Origin of the sequence: uncultured Granulicatella sp., from assembly GCF_938030755.1 — a bacterium.
Taxonomy (GTDB): Bacteria; Bacillota; Bacilli; order Lactobacillales; family Aerococcaceae; genus Granulicatella.
On sequence record NZ_CALHIF010000079.1, the window covers coordinates 1 to 17,162 of the forward strand.

Genomic DNA, 17,162 nt, shown 5'->3' on the forward strand with positions numbered 1-17,162 from the left:
ACATTATTCAACGCCAATTTGAAGCTGAAAAACCGATGGAAAAGTGCTATACAGACATTACGGAATTTTCCATCCCAACAAGTAACCAAAAACTATATTTATCACCAATTTTAGATGGTTATAACAGCGAAATTATAGCTTATTCCCTTTCGTCTTCACCAAATTTAGACCAATTAAAAGATATGTTAAAACAAGCTTTTAGAGAAGAACAATACGAGAGTACTATTCTCCACAGTGATCAGGGATGGCAATACCAGCATGAGTTTTATCATAGTTTTTTAGAAGATAAGGGCATTCAGCCATCTATGTCCCGCAAGGGGAATAGTACTGACAATGGCATGATGGAATCGTTCTTTGGCATTCTTAAATCAGAGATGTTTTATGGCTATGAAAAGACATTTAAATCTATAAAGGAACTTGAGGGGGCAATCGTCGACTATATTGATTATTACAACAACAAACGAATCAAAGTAAAATTAAAAGGACTTAGTCCTGTGCAATACAGAACTAAATCCTTTGCTTAAATTAATTGTCTAACTTTTTGGGGGCAGTACAATGTCCATATATGGTATTTTTCTACTTCAATTAAACTGAAAAAGGAACTCACAAACACTGTGAATTCCTTTTCTATTCGATATTGCAAAGCTTTTAAAAGTTTGATTTTTAGGCGCGATGTCTCGTATCCTTTGTAGTTGAACCCGGAAAAGCAGAGGCTCAAGCCTTTCGTGTTTTGTCCGCACGGTCTTTTTGACCGTTTGCGTCAAAACCGCGAACCGTCTTCACCTCTAACCGCTTTTCCTCGTATCCTGTCTAGTTGAACTCGGGCTCACAGGACTGACGTCCACTTCCCGAATCGTACGCAGAACGTTTCACGTTCCTTACGTCGCTTCGGTCCAGTGTTTCAGACCTGAGCGTTCGCCCTCGTATCCTATTATAAAATCGGGGCGAATAGGCGAGCAAATTTTTGTTTGAATTTTTTCCATCGGGATTGTTTATCAAAATATTCTTTAGTCGCAATCGTACAATTATGTAAGTCTTTTAGAAAGTCTGTCTCTACTTGTCTAGCGACTTCTTCATTATAAATGAATGCATTGACTTCAAAATTCAATCGGAAACTTCGCATATCAAAATTTGAAGTTCCAACAGTCACTAGTTCTCCGTCTACGATCATTGTTTTGGCATGTAAAAATCCATTTTGGTAAACATATACCTTTACTCCGGATTGAATAATTTGAGAAGCATAAAATTCTGTTGCACGGTAAACAATAGGATGATCTGGTTTACTTGGGATCATTATTCGAACATCCACCCCAGACAAGGCCGCAATCGATAACGCTTCCTGAACGCTTTCATCTGGAATGAAGTATGGGGTTTGAATCCATACAGATTTTTTGGCCATAGAAATCATCTTTATAAGTCCTAATTTAATCTTTTGTAAACTAGCATCTGGACCTGTTGAGACGACTTGAATCATATTTTGCCCCAGTGACTCTACCACAGGGAAATATTCAGGAACGAACTCTCTTCGTTTCTCTCCATGTACAGCAGCATTCCAGTCGATGAAAAATCGAGATTGTAGTGAATATACCGCATCTCCCACAATTCGTAAGTGAGTATCTCTCCAGTACCCGAGTTTTCCTTTTCCTAGATATTCATCACCAATGTTAAATCCACCAACGTATCCTATTTTTCCATCAATCACAACAATTTTACGGTGGTTTCGGTAATTGATACGCCAGTTAATGAAGCCTAACGAATAACCAAAGAAGGCAACCGTATGTCCACCTGCATCATGCAGTTTTTTCCAAAATCCCTGTCTAGTCGTACGAGCACCTAGGGCGTCATAAATAACGAGCACTTCGATTCCTTCTCTTACTTTTTCAATCAAAAGATCCATAATTTCATGCCCAATCGTATCATCATTAAAGATGTAATATTGAAGGTGAATATGATGTTTAGCCTGCTCGATATCTGCCTTTAACTTGGCAAATTTATCTTCTCCTGACACATACAGAGTCACTTCATTGTTTTCTGTAATAATGGCATCATCGGTTTCTAAAAAGAAGGAAGCTAAATCTTCTTGATATTCATTTTTAAAACGAAACTTTGGAGCACCAATTTTTTCTTTGGTTCTTTCTAAATCTCTTTGTTGCTGTTCGACCAATTCTTGAAGGCCAACTGTTTCTTGAGATTTCATATTAAAAATCCGTTTTTTTCGAATTCTTCTTCCAAAAAAGAAATAGATGATAAATCCAATAATTGGCAGCATGATAAGCACGATAAGCCAGCCCCAAGTAGCCGCAATTTCTCTAGGTTCCCTAAAAACGGTGATGACTGCCCCAATTGTATTCGCAAGAATGATGAGGTAAAGAAATGAACTAATAAATTCCATACGCTCTCCTTTCTTTTTTAAATAAAAAAGACCACGACGAATCAAGGTCTTTTTTATTTTTAATTAATCGTTTAATAAATGAGATTGTTCTCTACGTGATAAGAAACGCGTTCCTTTTGGAATATAAACGGCTCTTTTTACGTAAACAAGGGTTACAAAGATGAGTAAAGTTACGATAAGTGTCACTAAAAAGTTAGTCCCAAATTCGAAAACACCTTGAGCTAAACTAACTTTTTCTGCTGAAAACACTGTTGGAGCTCCAATTGCCGTAGCAATCACATGGAATCCATAACTTACAATAGTCGCAATTAAACTGGCTGTTACAACATTTAATGTAGTAGACGACGTACGCGCATTAAACGCAGTACGCACGGTGTTTCTAGCAAAGAATCCTGAAAGACCTACAAAACCATATGCCATGAAGGAATCATGTAAAGAAACAACGAGGAATCCAGCTCCTGTTGGATGTAAAAATACATGGAGTAATCCAAAGAGGACACTAGCAATCGTTCCCCAAATTAATCCTTGTCTTAGAGAAACAAAAATCAATGGAAGAATCGCTAAATCCACAAAGAAAGGTAGGCTTTCTTGTGGGATATAGGATAGAGCTACTGAAACCACAACAGCTCCTAATACTTCAAGTAAGATTTTTACTGCTTTTGAATTCATTCTAATCTCCTTCAAAATTGTTATTTTTTATAATTAGAGGCTTCCATAATCATTGGTAAAATAACTGGACGACGTTTCGTTTTATCGAATAGATAACGGCTTAGAGCATCACGAACTTCTTGTTTCAATCTTGGCCATTCGAAATCTTCACTTGCCAAGTTTTCTTCAACGACTTCTGTCACAATCTTTTGAGCTTCCGTTAGTAATTCCTCACTGGTCTTCATATATACGAATCCACGAGAAATAATTTGAGGACCGCTCAAAATCTTCCCTAGTCTTCTAGAAATTGTTACAACGGCAACAAAAACACCGTCTTCTGATAGAATTTTACGATCTTTTAGAACGATATTTCCAATATCGCCCACGCCGATTCCGTCGACCAATACATTTCCTGCTGCTACTTGACCAGAAGCATTCATTTGGCCATTTTCAATTTCTACGACATCCCCTTTTCCAGGAATGAAGATGTTCTTATATGGAATTCCTAATTCATTCGCTAATTCCGCATGCGCTAATAAACTACGATACTCCCCTTGAATTGGAATGAAGAAGGTTGGTTGCAACAAGTTAATCATTAATTTCAAATCATTAGGAGTTGCATGTCCACTTGCTTTTTTACTGTTTGCCATTTCAAACACTTCAGCATCCGCACGATAGATTAAATCCTTCGTACGAGCAATTTGAGTTTCCATCGCAACTGAAGGAGTCGTTGCAATATACACTAAATCTCCTTCGTGCAAGTTTACTTGACGATGACGTCCTAATGCCATCTTTTGAAGAGCTTTAATAGGCTCTCCAGCATTTCCTGTTTCTAAAATAACAAGTTCATTATCTGGTAATTTCTTCATTTGATTGAAAGAAATAATTAATTCTTTATCAGGAACGGTTAATTTATTCAGACTCAATGCGATATTAACAATTTCTTCAAGTTCTGAACCTGTTAAGAAAATTTTACGCCCAGATTCATACGCTGCATTGATAACTTGTTGAATCCTTAAAATATTACTTGCTACACAAGCCACCACAATACGCCCTTGCGCATTTAGGAAAGTTTCTAACATTGCTTCAGCAATTTTACGGTCACTCACATTTTCAACTGGACTTTCCGCATCACTTGAATCGCTTAATAGAGCAAGAACATAGTCTTCCCCAACATCTGTAATACGACCAAAATTCGTTTGATATTCCACTGAAGCACTTTGATCGAATTTGAAGTCCCCTGTATATACGATATTTCCTTCGCTCGTTTTAATCACAATTGCCAACGAATCTGGAATCGTATGGGTTGTTTTAAAGAATTTAATCGTAGCACTTGCAAAGTCAATTTCTGTATTTTCAGTAACTTCGTGGTAGTCATTAAATCCTTTCACTAATTTGGAAGATTCAACATAGTATTTTGCCAATGCAATTGTTAATTTTGAACCAAAAACGGGTGCATCGATATTTTGTAAGAAATAAGGTAATGCTCCTACCGCATCGGCATGCCCGTGCGTTAAAAACACCCCTGCAATTCTCTCTTTGTTTTCTTCTAAATAACTAAAGTCCGGAATGACAACATCAATCCCTAGTAGTTCATCTTCTGGATAAACTAAACCGCAATCTAGCACGAAGATGTCTTCTTCAACTTCAACGGCATATAGACTTTTACCGTTTTCTCTCACGCCACCTAGCGCGATGATTTTAATTGAACTCATGATTTACCTCTCATTTTCTTTTATTTACAATTATTTCTTTTAGGCGGACTCCACCACCATATATGCTCTTTTAGAATACCATAATTGTCGACATATTGCGAATTTCAAAGTCCTTCCAAGATGCTCTTTTCGTGTGCATTAGAACTCTTCCCATCAATCATTCACTCCATAAAAATTTTTAAGAGTTCTACAAACATTGCAAACTTCTTTCTTTATAAAAGCAAAAAAGACCGAGAATCTCTCGGTCTTTCCTTCTATTGTTCTTGTACCTTATCAATCATATCTTGAATCGTTTTTTGATTATAGAATCGAATTTGTTCTTGAATTTGCTCTTCTTGTAGGTTGCCCATAATTTTTCCCATTCGAGAACTTACTAGGCAAGATGGGTCTGAAGCTTCTTTAAACGTTTTTTCTAGGCGCGCATCTTCAGAAACGAGTATAAAGATGTCTCCTAATTTTATTGTAGAGGGATCTGAAATCCATTGATAGCCACCCTGTTTTCCAGCAGCTGTACTCACCCATCCTTTTTTCACAGCTAAACTCATGAGCTTTCTGACAATAGCCGGATTACTACAAGCGTTAAAAGCCAGCTCTTTACTGGAATAACGATTATCATGATGAATCGCTAAATAGGTTAGACAATGAATCATAACGATGAAGTCATTTCCCATTAAATCACCTATTGAATCATTCCGAATACATCATTCAATGCTTCAGCCATTGTTGGATGTGTAAAGATTTGATCGCGAAGAACTGTGTAAGGTAAGTTTGCATTCATTGCAGTTGCAATAATATTAATCACTTCATGTGCTTCTTCTGCAAATAATGTTGCACCAACGATTTGGTTGTTTGAAGCGTCCACTAACACTTTATAGAAGCCGACTTGATTTCCAATGATTTTTGCTTTTGGAATCGCCATTGCAGGAAGTTTGGCAACTTTCACTTCGATACCAGCTTCTTTTGCTTGTTTTTCATTTAAACCAACGCTTGCTAATGGTGGATTAATGAAGGTTGCTGTTGGGAATTTCGCACGTTGTTTTGTTGAGTATGTTGTATCCCCCGCTAAGAAACGTTTTACGATACGGAAATCATCTAATGATACGAATGTGAATTGTGGTCCACCGTTCACATCACCCATTGCAAAGATATGAGGAACGTTTGTTTGTAAGAATTCATTCACTTCGATCGTACCACGTTTGCTGACAGCTACTCCTGCTTTATCCAAATCTAAGCCTTGAATATTCGCACGGCGTCCTGTTGCTACTAAAACTGCATCCGTAGTAAAGTCTAAAGCTGTTCCTTCTCCCGTTACCGCTTGAATAATCACTTTTCCATCTTCTTGATGAACATTTTTTAATTGAATTCCTAAGTTAAAGGAAATCCCTAATGACTCTAATTGCTCTTTAACAGCTGAAGAAACATCATCATCTTCACGAGGTAAGAATGTATCAAAGACATCCACTACGGTTACTTTTGTCCCGAATTGAGCATAAGTTGCAGCAAATTCCAATCCAATAAATCCACTACCGATGATGACTAGGCTTTCAAGATATTCTTCCACATCCATAATTGTTTCGCTAGTATGGATATTTCCTCCAATCGTTAACCCTTCTACTGGTGGAACAAATGGAGTAGCCCCTGTATTAATAAAAATACGTTCTGCTTTAAATAATTTTTCTCCTTCTGCAGTCTCCACAGCTACAGTATGGTCATCCACAAAACGAGCGGTTCCGTCAATAATAGTTGTTTTTTCAACAGAATCTACTTTATTGTAGTTCGCTTGATTTAATGCAGAAATTAAAGCCTTTTTCTCTTGAACGCTCTTTGCATAATAAGTACTTGCTTCTTCTGTTGAGTATTGTTTACGAGCAGCTTTTGTCGCTAATTTTTTAGTGGGGATACATCCAACATTAATACAAGTACCTCCGTACATTGCTTTTGATTTTTCAATAAGGATTGTTTCTTCTCCTTGACTTCCTAAATAACCGGCCAAAGTCTTTCCAGCTTTACCGAATCCGATAATAATATTCTTTACTGAAGTTGTCATATAAATCACCTTTCTAACTGTAATTATTTTTATTACACTTTGGAGTATACACTGTTTAACAAAAATTTCAAAAGAATCTGCTCACAGTTTTGAAAAAAATTTTAAAAAGGCATCTACACTACGTAGATGCCTTCATCATAAACGTTTATAAAAAGGATTTTAAGTGATTCACTAATTGCTCTAATGCTTCGTCTTTTGGTTGATACTCCTCAGATGACATTTCATCCCAAGGAACCCACCACACAGGACCTCGACCATTATGACCATAATCCTTCATATCTCCTGATTTTCTTGGAAATAGATGCCAATGGACATGTGCATCTCCATTTCCCAGTAATTCGATATTCATTTTTTCCGCATGAAATGCCTTTGCAACAGCTTCTTGCACAATGCTCATTTCTTCGAGAAATTTAAGTTTTTCTTCTGGTTCCATCTGATGCAATTCCGTTACATGCTTTTTTGCAAGGAACAAGGTGTATCCTTTAAAATACTGTCCATCCCCTATCACTACAAAACCTGTTTCAAGTTCTTTAACAAAATGCGGATTTCTTCCTTGTTTGATCAATTCAATCCGATCACAAATCAGACACATCTGTCTTTTCCTCCTCCTTTAACAAATCTGCTTTAATGATAGAATAATACGCCATATCACAGATACCTTGATTGTTCTTGCCATATTGTCGCAACGTGCCTTCATAAGTCATTCCGGCTTTTAGCATCACTTTTCCGCTGGCTGGATTATTCACATCATGACGTGCACAAACCCGATTACATCCCGCCTCTTCTAATAAATAGAGACTAACTGCAATCAATGCCTCTGTCATTATTCCTTTTCCCCAGCATTTGCGACTAAGTGCATACCCAATCTCAACTGCGTCAATCTTTTCTTTTACGTGTACGGTATCAATATTACCGACGACCTCATCATTCAAGACAATTGCCCACTTGAACTGTAGCGGATTTTGATAACCATCTACCCACCTTTTCAGGCTCTCCTTAGTTGTTTCCACGGACTCGTGAGGAAGCCATGTTAAATAATACGTCACTTCAGAATCACTTGCCCAGTTCTCAAATATCTCTCGTGCATCCTCCACTTGAAATGGTCTGAGGATTAATCGTTTTGTGTGAATTGTTTTTGTTCCTATTGGGTTCATCTTTATCCTCCTTAATAGAAAAGTCTAAAACAATTTTATTTTTCACTATACTTCAAATTCCAATGTTGTTTTCGTAAAAATTTAACAGTCCTAACAACACCTTTCCAACAAACCATTCCTAACACTCCGAAAATGACGGCCAAAATCAGACCGGTTATCAATGCTGGAAATCCTTCTAATTCATGAGAAAAGAAGTAAATTTTTAATTCATAAAATAAAGAAATTGAGAATATGCCTCTCAACAAGCCGGCAACACCAGCTAAAATACATAATCCACTAGAAATAAAAAATGTAAAAGAAAGTGCCGCTAAAGTTGGAATAATAGAAATACTTGAAAAAAACATAGTCGAATACACTGTAAATACCTTCAAGGATCTTCTCCAAGTAAATTTCTGGTCTTTGGTAATGGATTCACTCATATAACTCAACGCTAATTCTCTTGGGCTCTCCATTTCATCAAGGATTTCTTCCTCCGTTTGACCATTTAAAAGTCGCTCATAAAAAGTATTTTTTAATTCACTTAATATATCAGCTTTATCTGAGACGGGTATAAAGTTCAACTGGTTGTCAACTTTCTTTAAATAACTTTCTAATTTATAATTTAATTCTTTTTCCATATTTATATCTCCTTCTTAATTTTTATAATACTATTCATTAAATTTTGCCAATCATTATCTAATTGTTTGAAATAGTCATACCCTTGATTAGTTAGTCGATAATATTTTCGCGAAGGAATCCCTTCTGCAATTTCCTTCCAATAGGATTCAAGATAACCATTTTTCAACAACCTTCTCAATAATGGATAAATTGTGCTTTCTTTAGTACTTAACATTGGATACTTTTCCAGAAGCTGAATTAATTCATAACCATATCGATCTTCCTTAGCAATCAACAGCAATACGATATACTCGAGAGTTCCTCTTTTTATTTGAGACGTCCATTCTCCATTCATGATACCACCCTTTCTTATATACATTGTACCACACAGTACATTCTATTGCAAGGCATATTTTGAAAATAGATATTAAAGAATATAAGGTTCTATCATTTTGAGGGTTGAAGGAAATTTTCCACCAACCCTCAAAATGATAGAACCAAAATAAAAAGGAACTAAGCCTTAGATTAGCTTAATTCCGTTTAATTCCACTCTAACTATTTTTTTATGGTGTGCTATTTGCTTTTTCCGCTCTTTTTATACTTTCTGGGGTAAATTCTCGTTTTTCAAAAATAAATGAATTGATTTCGGTAGTCCCCGTCATGTAGCCTTCGTTATCCATATCCTTAATAGTGATAGTGATATGAAGTCCTTTTGGCCTAGTTTCAACTGATACCGTTTTTAGCAACGTTTTTCTTTTTCCTTGATATACATAATCTAAATAGAACGGAGAAACACTTCTTTCTGATTTAGAAATGTCTACTGCTCCTTTTGTTCTAGAATTAGCTGCTAGATTTTTTAAATACACTCGATCTTCTGGAGAATTAATATCGTTCTCAGAATATTCACCAATAATCAATTCTTCAATATTTTGATTTGATTGATTGATGATTTCATAAGAAAACAAAGCATCATCATTATATTTTGGACGAGTAAAACTAAACAAAATCCATAATAGAGCTAATAATACAAGGCCTATCGCAAACTGTAAAATTAATTTAAATAATCTTTTTGAACCCAATGTTTTCATTTCACACCTCGATTAAATGAATGTCGGTTGGAGTTTTGCTAGTGATAGTGATGGCTTCTTTATTTACGCATACTATCAAACTTTTATTCTTACTCATGGGATAATGGTTTATAAAATGAGCGGTTATCTAAACCAAATACGCGTTCTGAAAATGCTCCAGGTTCTGTCTTATCCAGTGCATTCGACATCATCGTAATTGTCGCATCTAATAAGTCGATATGATGCAATACTTCTGCTTCAAGTAGCTGAGGTCGAACTGGAGACCCGTATTCTAACTTCCCGTGATGCGCTAACACTAAATGTTTCAACAAGAGAACTTCTTCCTGATTTTCGTCAATCCCTAGTTCTTCGCAAGCTTTTGTAATTTCTTCGTCCATAATCACGATATGTCCGAGTAAGTTTCCTTTCAAGGTATACTCTGTTCCAATAGCCCCTGATAGTTCCATGGTTTTACCGATATCATGAATAATAACACCCGCAAATAATAATGAACGATTGATTTGAGGATATTGACTTGCAATTGATTTTGCTAAACGCAACATCGATAATGTATGGAAACTCAACCCTCCAACGAAGGCGTGATGATGACGTTTAGCTGCCGGATATTCAAAAAAGGCTTCTTGATATTTCCCTAGAATATTATGGACAATTCTTCTGAAATATGGATTTGTAATTTCAAACATTAATTGATTGAATTCTTCTTCCATTTCTTGTTTAGTCATCGGAGCGTGTTCTACAAAGTGACTCGCAGAAGTTGGCTCTCCCTTTGATGCGTCTGTTAGACGAAGACTCACAATTTTGACTTGAGGAGAATTATTATATAGTTCCCGTTTTCCATTTAAAAGAACCACTTTCCCTGGAACATATTTTTCAATATCTTCAGAGGTTGCTGACCAGTACTTCCCATCCATTTGACCAGACTGATCTTGGAAGGTAAAAGCGATAAAAGGTTTCCCATTTTTCGCCATTCGTACATCCGCAGATTTAATGAGTAGGAAAATCTCAAAGTTCTCATCTACATTATATTCATATAATTTTTTTGTCATAATTTACCCTCTTTCTCTTTGGCTCAACTTTAGAATGTTCTCTTTTGAAATTTCGGTAGGAACTTGTGTAGTAAAGTAAAATACTTGTGTTACACTAGATAGCTCTTTCATTAATTCTATCATAATCGATAGCCGTTCTCTATCAAAGTTTACGAACCCATCATCAATCAGAACCGGTATTTTCATTTTCTTAGCTAATTGGAAAATAAAAGCAAAACGAATCGCAATATATAATTGGTCCAATGCCCCTTTTGAAAGATAGAAAGCTTCCATCCACTGACCATTTTCCTGTTGTACTTGTGCCTGCGTATCACTCAAATGAATCTTCGTGTATTGTCCCCTCGTTAATCGGCTAAAGATACGACTCGCGTCCTCTAATATCAAAGGAACTTTCGTCGGAATCTTTTCATCTAGTTGCTTTATGATCCATTTTGCAGCATACACTTGAGTTGCCCAATCCTTCATCGCTTCCTGAGCTTCGAATCGTTCAAAGTCCACTTCCATTTGAAGGGCTTCTACTTGCTCATCTTCTTCTAACAGTTCTGCCTTTGTTTTGAGGCTTACTAGTTGATCTCTGACCTCTTTACGTCTACTTTCCAACTGCGTCTTCGTGAAAACCTCGTCTTGAAGTTCTTCTTCAAGTGTTTCACGTTGCAAGCTTTCTTTTTCTTCACTCGAGAAAATAGCGACTTGCTTTTGAATATAGGCTCTCTTTTGCGACAAAGCTACTTGTTGATCAAGAGTTGGCAGTTGACTTCTAAAAGCTTCTATCGTTGTAATACCAAGAGGTTGCAATCTATTTAGCAATTCTTCTCTTACCCCTATTGTATCTTGTTCTAATTGCGCTAACTGATGCTGTTTTATCTGGATATTTTCTAGAAGTTGTTCCGTTTTGGCCACTCTTTTTTGAGAAGTCATCCATGTCTCACGAATGATTCCTAGTTGTTGATTGATAGTTGCCGGTGCAGTGATTTCTACTTTTTTCCAGAAGTCTTGAGTTTCTTCTTTAAATGCTGAAAGTCTTTCTTTCAACTGAATCCACTGTTCCTTCTTTTGTAAGAAATCATTGACACTACGTCCTTCGTTTCGGCTAATAAAACGTTTTGCTTCTTCCAGGGTCAGTTCAATGCCTTTATCCAAGAAAATTTGTTGAATACGTTCATTCTCTTTTTTGCTTTTTGGAGAAATAACCTGTCCATTTTTTTGTAAAAAGAGCCCTCCTGCAATCCCAAGACCTGTAGCAATGATCACACTTACTAGTACTTGATTGGTTAGAAATCCAACAACAATCATCACGATAATTCCAATCAGTCCAATGATTATTTCAGTCCTCATCGACATTAAAGGTTGATTTTTCCTTTGCATTGCATCGAATTTGGCGAGTTCAGCCTCTGTAAAGGGTTGAACACCTTCTCTTTGAACACCGATATTTCCAGAATGAGTCTTCAACTCACGTTCCAATTCAAAAGCACGTTCTTCAACAGCAGCCACACTTTGAGCCTTTTTATAAAGAGCTTCAAGTGCTGTGTCTTCTGTAGCTTCACCTAGAGCTTGAACTTGAGCTTTTGTTCGTTTTAACTCTTCTTTTGTCTGTTCGATTTCTTTTTCAAACGAATGTAAGCAATGATTCGCCTCTACCGCCTTAGAATGGTCATATTCTTTTGGCAACTCGTTGTTTCCTTCAATGGTGCGGTATTCTTCCAATGCATCAAAATAAGTATTCTTTTCTTCTAAGGCATCTATTCTGTTTTGCGTCTTGGAAAGTTTTATAGTTAATTCCTCTTCTTCATGTTGGAGCTCTTTAATAGAACGAAGATATCCTTCATAGAGTGTATTCTCGCTTTTCGTTTGTGACAACCGATTCGTTAGTTCCTCGAGTCGGTCGATTCGCTCATTAAGTTCGAGTTTTTTTGCTTGAGGGCGATACAGTTTGTTCGCATCATTTAATAGCCTTTGACTCTCTTCATATGCCCCTTTATGTCCCATAACACTGAGACTATATAAGAAACGATGCATTTCTTCTTCATTACTAAAGACGTTTTGTTGCAATTCCTCCTCATTAAATCCAAAAAGCAAATGATACTCACCCAATGTTAATTCGTGGAGGATACGCTCGAGCATGGACTCTGGTAATGCCTGACCTGTTTCGGTCGATTTTAACACTAATTTCTTTTGAGAACCTACCGCAGTTCGTTCAATGATGAGAGAACCTAGTCCTTCATCTTCAATCCACATTCGCCCGCCCCGCGTATTTGTATGAAGTGGCTGATAAGGATACACCCCATTCTTCTTTTGCTTAAAATCAAAGAGCATTTGTTCGATAAATCTTCGAATGGTCGTCTTCCCAGATTCGTTCAGCCCTTGAACAACTTGTAAGTTCGGATGGAAGGTAAACGTCTCATGTTCCCATTTTCCAAAATAGTCGATTTCGATTTTTGAAATATACATTAACCTTCCTCCCTTCCTAAAAAGCGAGCTTCTAATAAACGCATCGCACGTTCGTGAATCTCTTGTTGAACCTCTTCTTGTCGAAGAAAATCACTCATCCATTGATTCGTAAACCCACTCTTGGCAATATCCATTTCAGAAAAAATGGTAGAATCCTTCTTCCCTACTAAAGAGATTCCAGAAACACCGCGTAAAGGCTCTAACAGTTGTTCTCTGATACTCATTACGCTGACAAGTGAGCCTCTTTCTTCCAATAAAGAATTCACTACTTGCGTGAGTTGCTGTAACTCTTCTCTAGTAAACAGTGACTTTTGTATTTGTAAAAAGACGGTGATAAGGCTACGTTTTTCTACTTTTGGCAGAGCCTCCACAATGAAATAGGGAACAGTTTCCAAACGAGCACTTTCTGTAATCCTTATTGTGACATCCATCCAATCCATCTTACTCGTCTCAATAAAGCGAACTTGTGGGGGGCGTCCTGAAGTCACTTCGACTAGAAGAACTCCTTTTTCTCCACTCTCAGACCGGTCAGCCCCTTGTGTTGTTCCACTATACCAAGCACATGGGGTTTGCGACACTTCCTGGCAATGATGAATATGCCCTAGTGCCCAGTAATCATAGTTTTTATCTCTTAATTCAGGAATTGAAAAAGGTGCATAACGCCCACTGGAAGAAGTCACCTCTCCATGCAACACACCAACATGGACATCACAGTTAGGACTTTTGAGGGGATACTCTTGTATTTTGCGCTTAGGGATAACAGGGATGTCATAACTAAATCCACTAAAGGCCACACGTTCCCCCATTTTTGTCTCTACTTCGATTGTTTCAACAGTACTTCCAAAAGTATAAATGTGATCTCCAGATACATAGGGAGTCCCAGAATCATGATTGCCAAGCGCTAAAATAACAGGTATCCCAAAATAGGCCAGACGATTCAGTTGCTGTTGAAGAAACAACTTTTCTTTGATAAAGGTCCGTGAGCTATCCAATAAATCTCCAGATAAAACAAGTACATCTACTTCTTCTTCAATGGCTTTATTTACAACTGTTTCAAAAGCATCAAAGGCAGCCTGTCTTAACTCCCTTGCGATTTCACGATGATTCTTACCAATGCCTGCATAAGTAATCCCCAGATGGACATCTGATGCATGGATCAATTTGACCATTCTAGTTACTCCTTTCTTTTTCTTCAAAAAAAGCATATTTTCCTGAACCGTCTTTCGTGCGTTCAAAGAAAATATGCTTTGGATCGATTCTTATTAAAACCGTTTGATTGAACTATTTCCCATTATAAAGCTCTTGAAGTGGATTTGTAATGATACGGTTAATATCTTGCATAATCGTATTCAAACGTTGCTCCGCTTCCATTAACGCTTTAATATATTCATTTTCGCTCACTTTTTGTCCTAATTCTTGAGCTTTTTGAATATCTTCTTCCGTAATTTCTTGTCCTGAATATTGTTTTTGTTGTAATTCGATATTCACTTGACGGAATTCATCGAATAATGCTTTTGCTGTTTCATCTGCTTCAATCGCTTCGAAACTTGCTTTTACAGTTTTGAATTCTGCTAAATCACGCAAATCACGTTCTAATTGGTTTGCTGTATCATAAATATTACTCATCTTTCATCCTCCTAATTGTTTTGTTTTATTATAACATATCGTCGACAACTACACTACAAATACGAACGTACATTCGTACTATCGATTATTAAATTTATTCCAGATATTTTTACCCCATTCCTGAAGTTGATTCCAAATTTGTTCTCCAGTCTTTTGAGCTTCCTGAATAAAATTATCCAGCGTATTATTTTGATTTTTTTGATTCGATTGTTTCGTTTTCACAGGCTCTACATTAAAGGCCGTATTGGCTGTATATTGCAGTAAGCCTTCCATCTCTAGTTTAAAGAGCGGCCCTACCCCATCTCTACTGGAAGCAGATAAAGAATAATTTCCGGATTGGTCATATCCCATCCAAGTTGCCACCACTACATCCGGCGTGTATCCAATCATCCATTGGTCTCTAGAGCCATTTTCATTATTAAGAGCTTCTGTAGTCCCTGTCTTACCGGCAATAATTTTACCTGAAGGGGAAAATGGAGCTCCTAACCCTTCTTGACCATAGACTGTTAGAAGCATACTTGTCATCTTCTTAGCCACTTCTTCTGTCGTTACACGATTGTCTTTAACCGCTGTATTATCAACAATGACTTTTCCGTTTGCATCTACAATTTTAGTAACAAAACGAGGTTTCGTACGAACACCTTTATTGGCAAAAGCTGTATAGGCTGAGGCCATTTGGATTGGAGAAACCCCTTTTGTAAGTCCTCCTAAAGCAATCCCTAAATATTCATCTCCTGGATCGGTTTCAATTCCAAATTGATGAACTTTTTCAATTCCTTTTTTCAAACCAATCTTATCTAATAGCCACACTGCTGGAGCATTCCAACTTTGGTTCAACGCTTCTGTCATCGTAACGGTTCCTTGATATTGTTTATTCCAGTTTTCTGGAGTATATTTATCGGATCCATAGGAACGTTTTTCATCCACAAGTACAGAATTCGGTTGATATCCTTCTTCCAGAGCAGAAGTATATACAGCTAACGGTTTAAACGTAGAACCAGGTTGTGCTTGTAGTTGAGTGGCACGGTTAAATCCACGGAAGGTATGTTTCTCATTCGTACGTCCTCCAACTGTTGCTAGAACATCTCCATTTTGTGGATCCATAGCAACAGAAGCCGCTTGAGCAATCGTTCCGTCACTAGCTTTCGGGAATAACCAACTATTGGAGAAAGTTTCTTCCATATCGGCTTGCATCTTTTGGTCCAAGCCTGTATAGATTTTATACCCTTTATTTAGCAGTTCTTCTTCACTAATCCCATAATTATTAGTAATTTCGTTAATAACGGCATCAAAATAATAAGGATATTTATAACGAGAGTTTGCTACATAAGCGTCTTGAACCGTAATCACTTCCGCTCCGGCTTTATCAGCTTCCTCTTGCGTAATTTTTCCATTAGTCACCATTAATTGTAAGACTGTAGCGCGACGTTTTACCGTTGCTTCCATATCATCGATTGGATTATACACATTAGGTGCCTTTAAGCTTCCGGTTAATACGGCAGCTTCACTGACGGTTAAATCTTTTGCACTTTTACCAAAGTAGCGTAAAGACGCATTCTCAATTCCGTATGCGCCATTGCCAAAGTAGGCATTATTTAAATACATCTCTAAAATTTGATCTTTCGAATATTTCTTTTCCAGCTCAAAACTTAAAAAGAGTTCTTTTGCTTTTCTCAAAAACGTCTGATCTTGTGTTAGAAAGGCATTCTTAGCCAACTGTTGGGTGATAGTACTTCCTCCACCCGTGACACGACCGCGATTGAGTAATAACCCAAATGTGGCACGTAGGAACCCCATTGGATCAAATCCATGATGATCATAGAACCGCTTATCCTCCGTAGAAACGAGGGCGTTAATCATATTTGGAGAGATTTGATCGATGGTCACAAATTCTCCTTTGTTTATATTTAACACTCCTGCTTCTTGATTATTACGGTCATAAACTTCTGTTACTTGTACCATCCCAGCTCTTAAGCCACTAACATCAGTAGTTTTAGCGGTATAGACTAAAAATGCTGAAAATGCCGTAATAGCCGTAAGCATAAGGACAAGAATTAATTTCGTCACATGGAATTTTCTCCAAAAACGACGAATAGCTAACATAATCTTATGATTCCAAACTCTTTTTATAATCGATGGTTGTGTAGGCTCTTCTGTATGACGATGTTCGACTGTCTCTTCTTGTTCTTGATCATGCGTCATGTGATCGACATGATCTTTTTCATTAAATTCTTCGTTCATACAATCCTCCTTTTAAATTGAATCTATTATACTGTACCACAAATTCTTTTAAAACCACATAGAAGCTTTTGACCTTTTACAAAAAATTAAACGATTCTTCTTTTACATCCCCGTCTTCTTAGCCCACTCCGTCGCATAAAAGAAATAAAGGACGAAGGAA

At 37.1% G+C, this 17,162-nt stretch carries 16 protein-coding genes; 1 reads left to right on the plus strand and 15 read right to left on the minus strand.

Annotated elements, in window-relative coordinates; translation table 11 throughout:
• The coding region (locus tag Q0594_RS08080) for an IS3 family transposase (protein ID WP_298731101.1) at positions 1-524 on the plus strand (524 nt) is incomplete at its 5' end.
• Positions 525-931: 407 nt separating this feature from the next.
• On the opposite strand, the gene cls is transcribed toward Q0594_RS08080, so the two are convergent.
• The 15 genes from cls to Q0594_RS08155 form a co-directional block, all read right to left on the minus strand.
• Positions 932-2,392: a cardiolipin synthase gene (gene cls, locus Q0594_RS08085; protein ID WP_298731102.1), complete on the minus strand. Its 1,461-nt coding sequence runs from the start codon at positions 2,390-2,392 to the stop codon at positions 932-934.
• A 63-nt stretch (positions 2,393-2,455) separates the two neighbouring features.
• Positions 2,456-3,061, minus strand: coding sequence for an energy-coupled thiamine transporter ThiT (locus Q0594_RS08090; protein WP_298731104.1), 606 nt, complete (start codon positions 3,059-3,061; stop codon positions 2,456-2,458).
• Between the two features lie 20 nt (positions 3,062-3,081).
• Complete coding sequence (locus Q0594_RS08095; protein ID WP_298731105.1) at positions 3,082-4,755, minus strand: ribonuclease J; 1,674 nt, start codon at positions 4,753-4,755, stop codon at positions 3,082-3,084.
• A gap of 254 nt (positions 4,756-5,009) precedes the next feature.
• Positions 5,010-5,426 carry an Rrf2 family transcriptional regulator gene (locus tag Q0594_RS08100; RefSeq protein WP_298731106.1) on the minus strand — a complete coding sequence of 139 codons (417 nt, stop codon included), beginning with the start codon at positions 5,424-5,426 and terminating at the stop codon, positions 5,010-5,012.
• A gap of 8 nt (positions 5,427-5,434) precedes the next feature.
• Positions 5,435-6,802: an FAD-dependent oxidoreductase gene (locus Q0594_RS08105; protein ID WP_298731109.1), complete on the minus strand. Its 1,368-nt coding sequence runs from the start codon at positions 6,800-6,802 to the stop codon at positions 5,435-5,437.
• 145 nt (positions 6,803-6,947) lie between these two features.
• A complete protein-coding gene (locus Q0594_RS08110; RefSeq protein WP_298731111.1) occupies positions 6,948-7,394 on the minus strand; it encodes an HIT family protein in 447 nt (148 codons plus the stop codon).
• Positions 7,378-7,956 (minus strand): GNAT family N-acetyltransferase, encoded by a 579-nt coding sequence (locus Q0594_RS08115; protein ID WP_298731113.1) that lies wholly within the window; start codon positions 7,954-7,956, stop codon positions 7,378-7,380. Before Q0594_RS08115 ends, Q0594_RS08110 begins: the two co-directional genes overlap by 17 nt.
• A gap of 35 nt (positions 7,957-7,991) precedes the next feature.
• Positions 7,992-8,573 carry a DUF1700 domain-containing protein gene (locus Q0594_RS08120; RefSeq protein WP_298731114.1) on the minus strand — a complete coding sequence of 194 codons (582 nt, stop codon included), beginning with the start codon at positions 8,571-8,573 and terminating at the stop codon, positions 7,992-7,994.
• A 2-nt stretch (positions 8,574-8,575) separates the two neighbouring features.
• Positions 8,576-8,908 carry a PadR family transcriptional regulator gene (locus Q0594_RS08125; protein WP_298731116.1) on the minus strand — a complete coding sequence of 111 codons (333 nt, stop codon included), beginning with the start codon at positions 8,906-8,908 and terminating at the stop codon, positions 8,576-8,578.
• Positions 8,909-9,116: 208 nt separating this feature from the next.
• On the minus strand, positions 9,117-9,641 hold the full coding sequence (locus Q0594_RS08130; protein ID WP_298731117.1) for a hypothetical protein: 525 nt from the start codon (positions 9,639-9,641) through the stop codon (positions 9,117-9,119).
• An 89-nt stretch (positions 9,642-9,730) separates the two neighbouring features.
• Entirely contained in the window at positions 9,731-10,687 is a 957-nt protein-coding gene (locus Q0594_RS08135; protein WP_298731118.1) for an HD domain-containing protein, read from the minus strand.
• A gap of 3 nt (positions 10,688-10,690) precedes the next feature.
• Complete coding sequence (locus tag Q0594_RS08140; RefSeq protein ID WP_298731120.1) at positions 10,691-13,135, minus strand: AAA family ATPase; 2,445 nt, start codon at positions 13,133-13,135, stop codon at positions 10,691-10,693.
• Complete coding sequence (locus Q0594_RS08145) at positions 13,135-14,304, minus strand: DNA repair exonuclease (RefSeq protein WP_298731122.1); 1,170 nt, start codon at positions 14,302-14,304, stop codon at positions 13,135-13,137. The genes Q0594_RS08140 and Q0594_RS08145 overlap by 1 nt, the downstream gene beginning before the upstream one ends.
• Positions 14,305-14,416: 112 nt before the next feature.
• A complete protein-coding gene (locus tag Q0594_RS08150) occupies positions 14,417-14,761 on the minus strand; it encodes a YlbF family regulator (protein WP_070445929.1) in 345 nt (114 codons plus the stop codon).
• Between the two features lie 78 nt (positions 14,762-14,839).
• Positions 14,840-17,002 (minus strand): PBP1A family penicillin-binding protein, encoded by a 2,163-nt coding sequence (locus Q0594_RS08155; RefSeq protein ID WP_298731124.1) that lies wholly within the window; start codon positions 17,000-17,002, stop codon positions 14,840-14,842.
• Positions 17,003-17,162 lie beyond the last annotated feature (160 nt).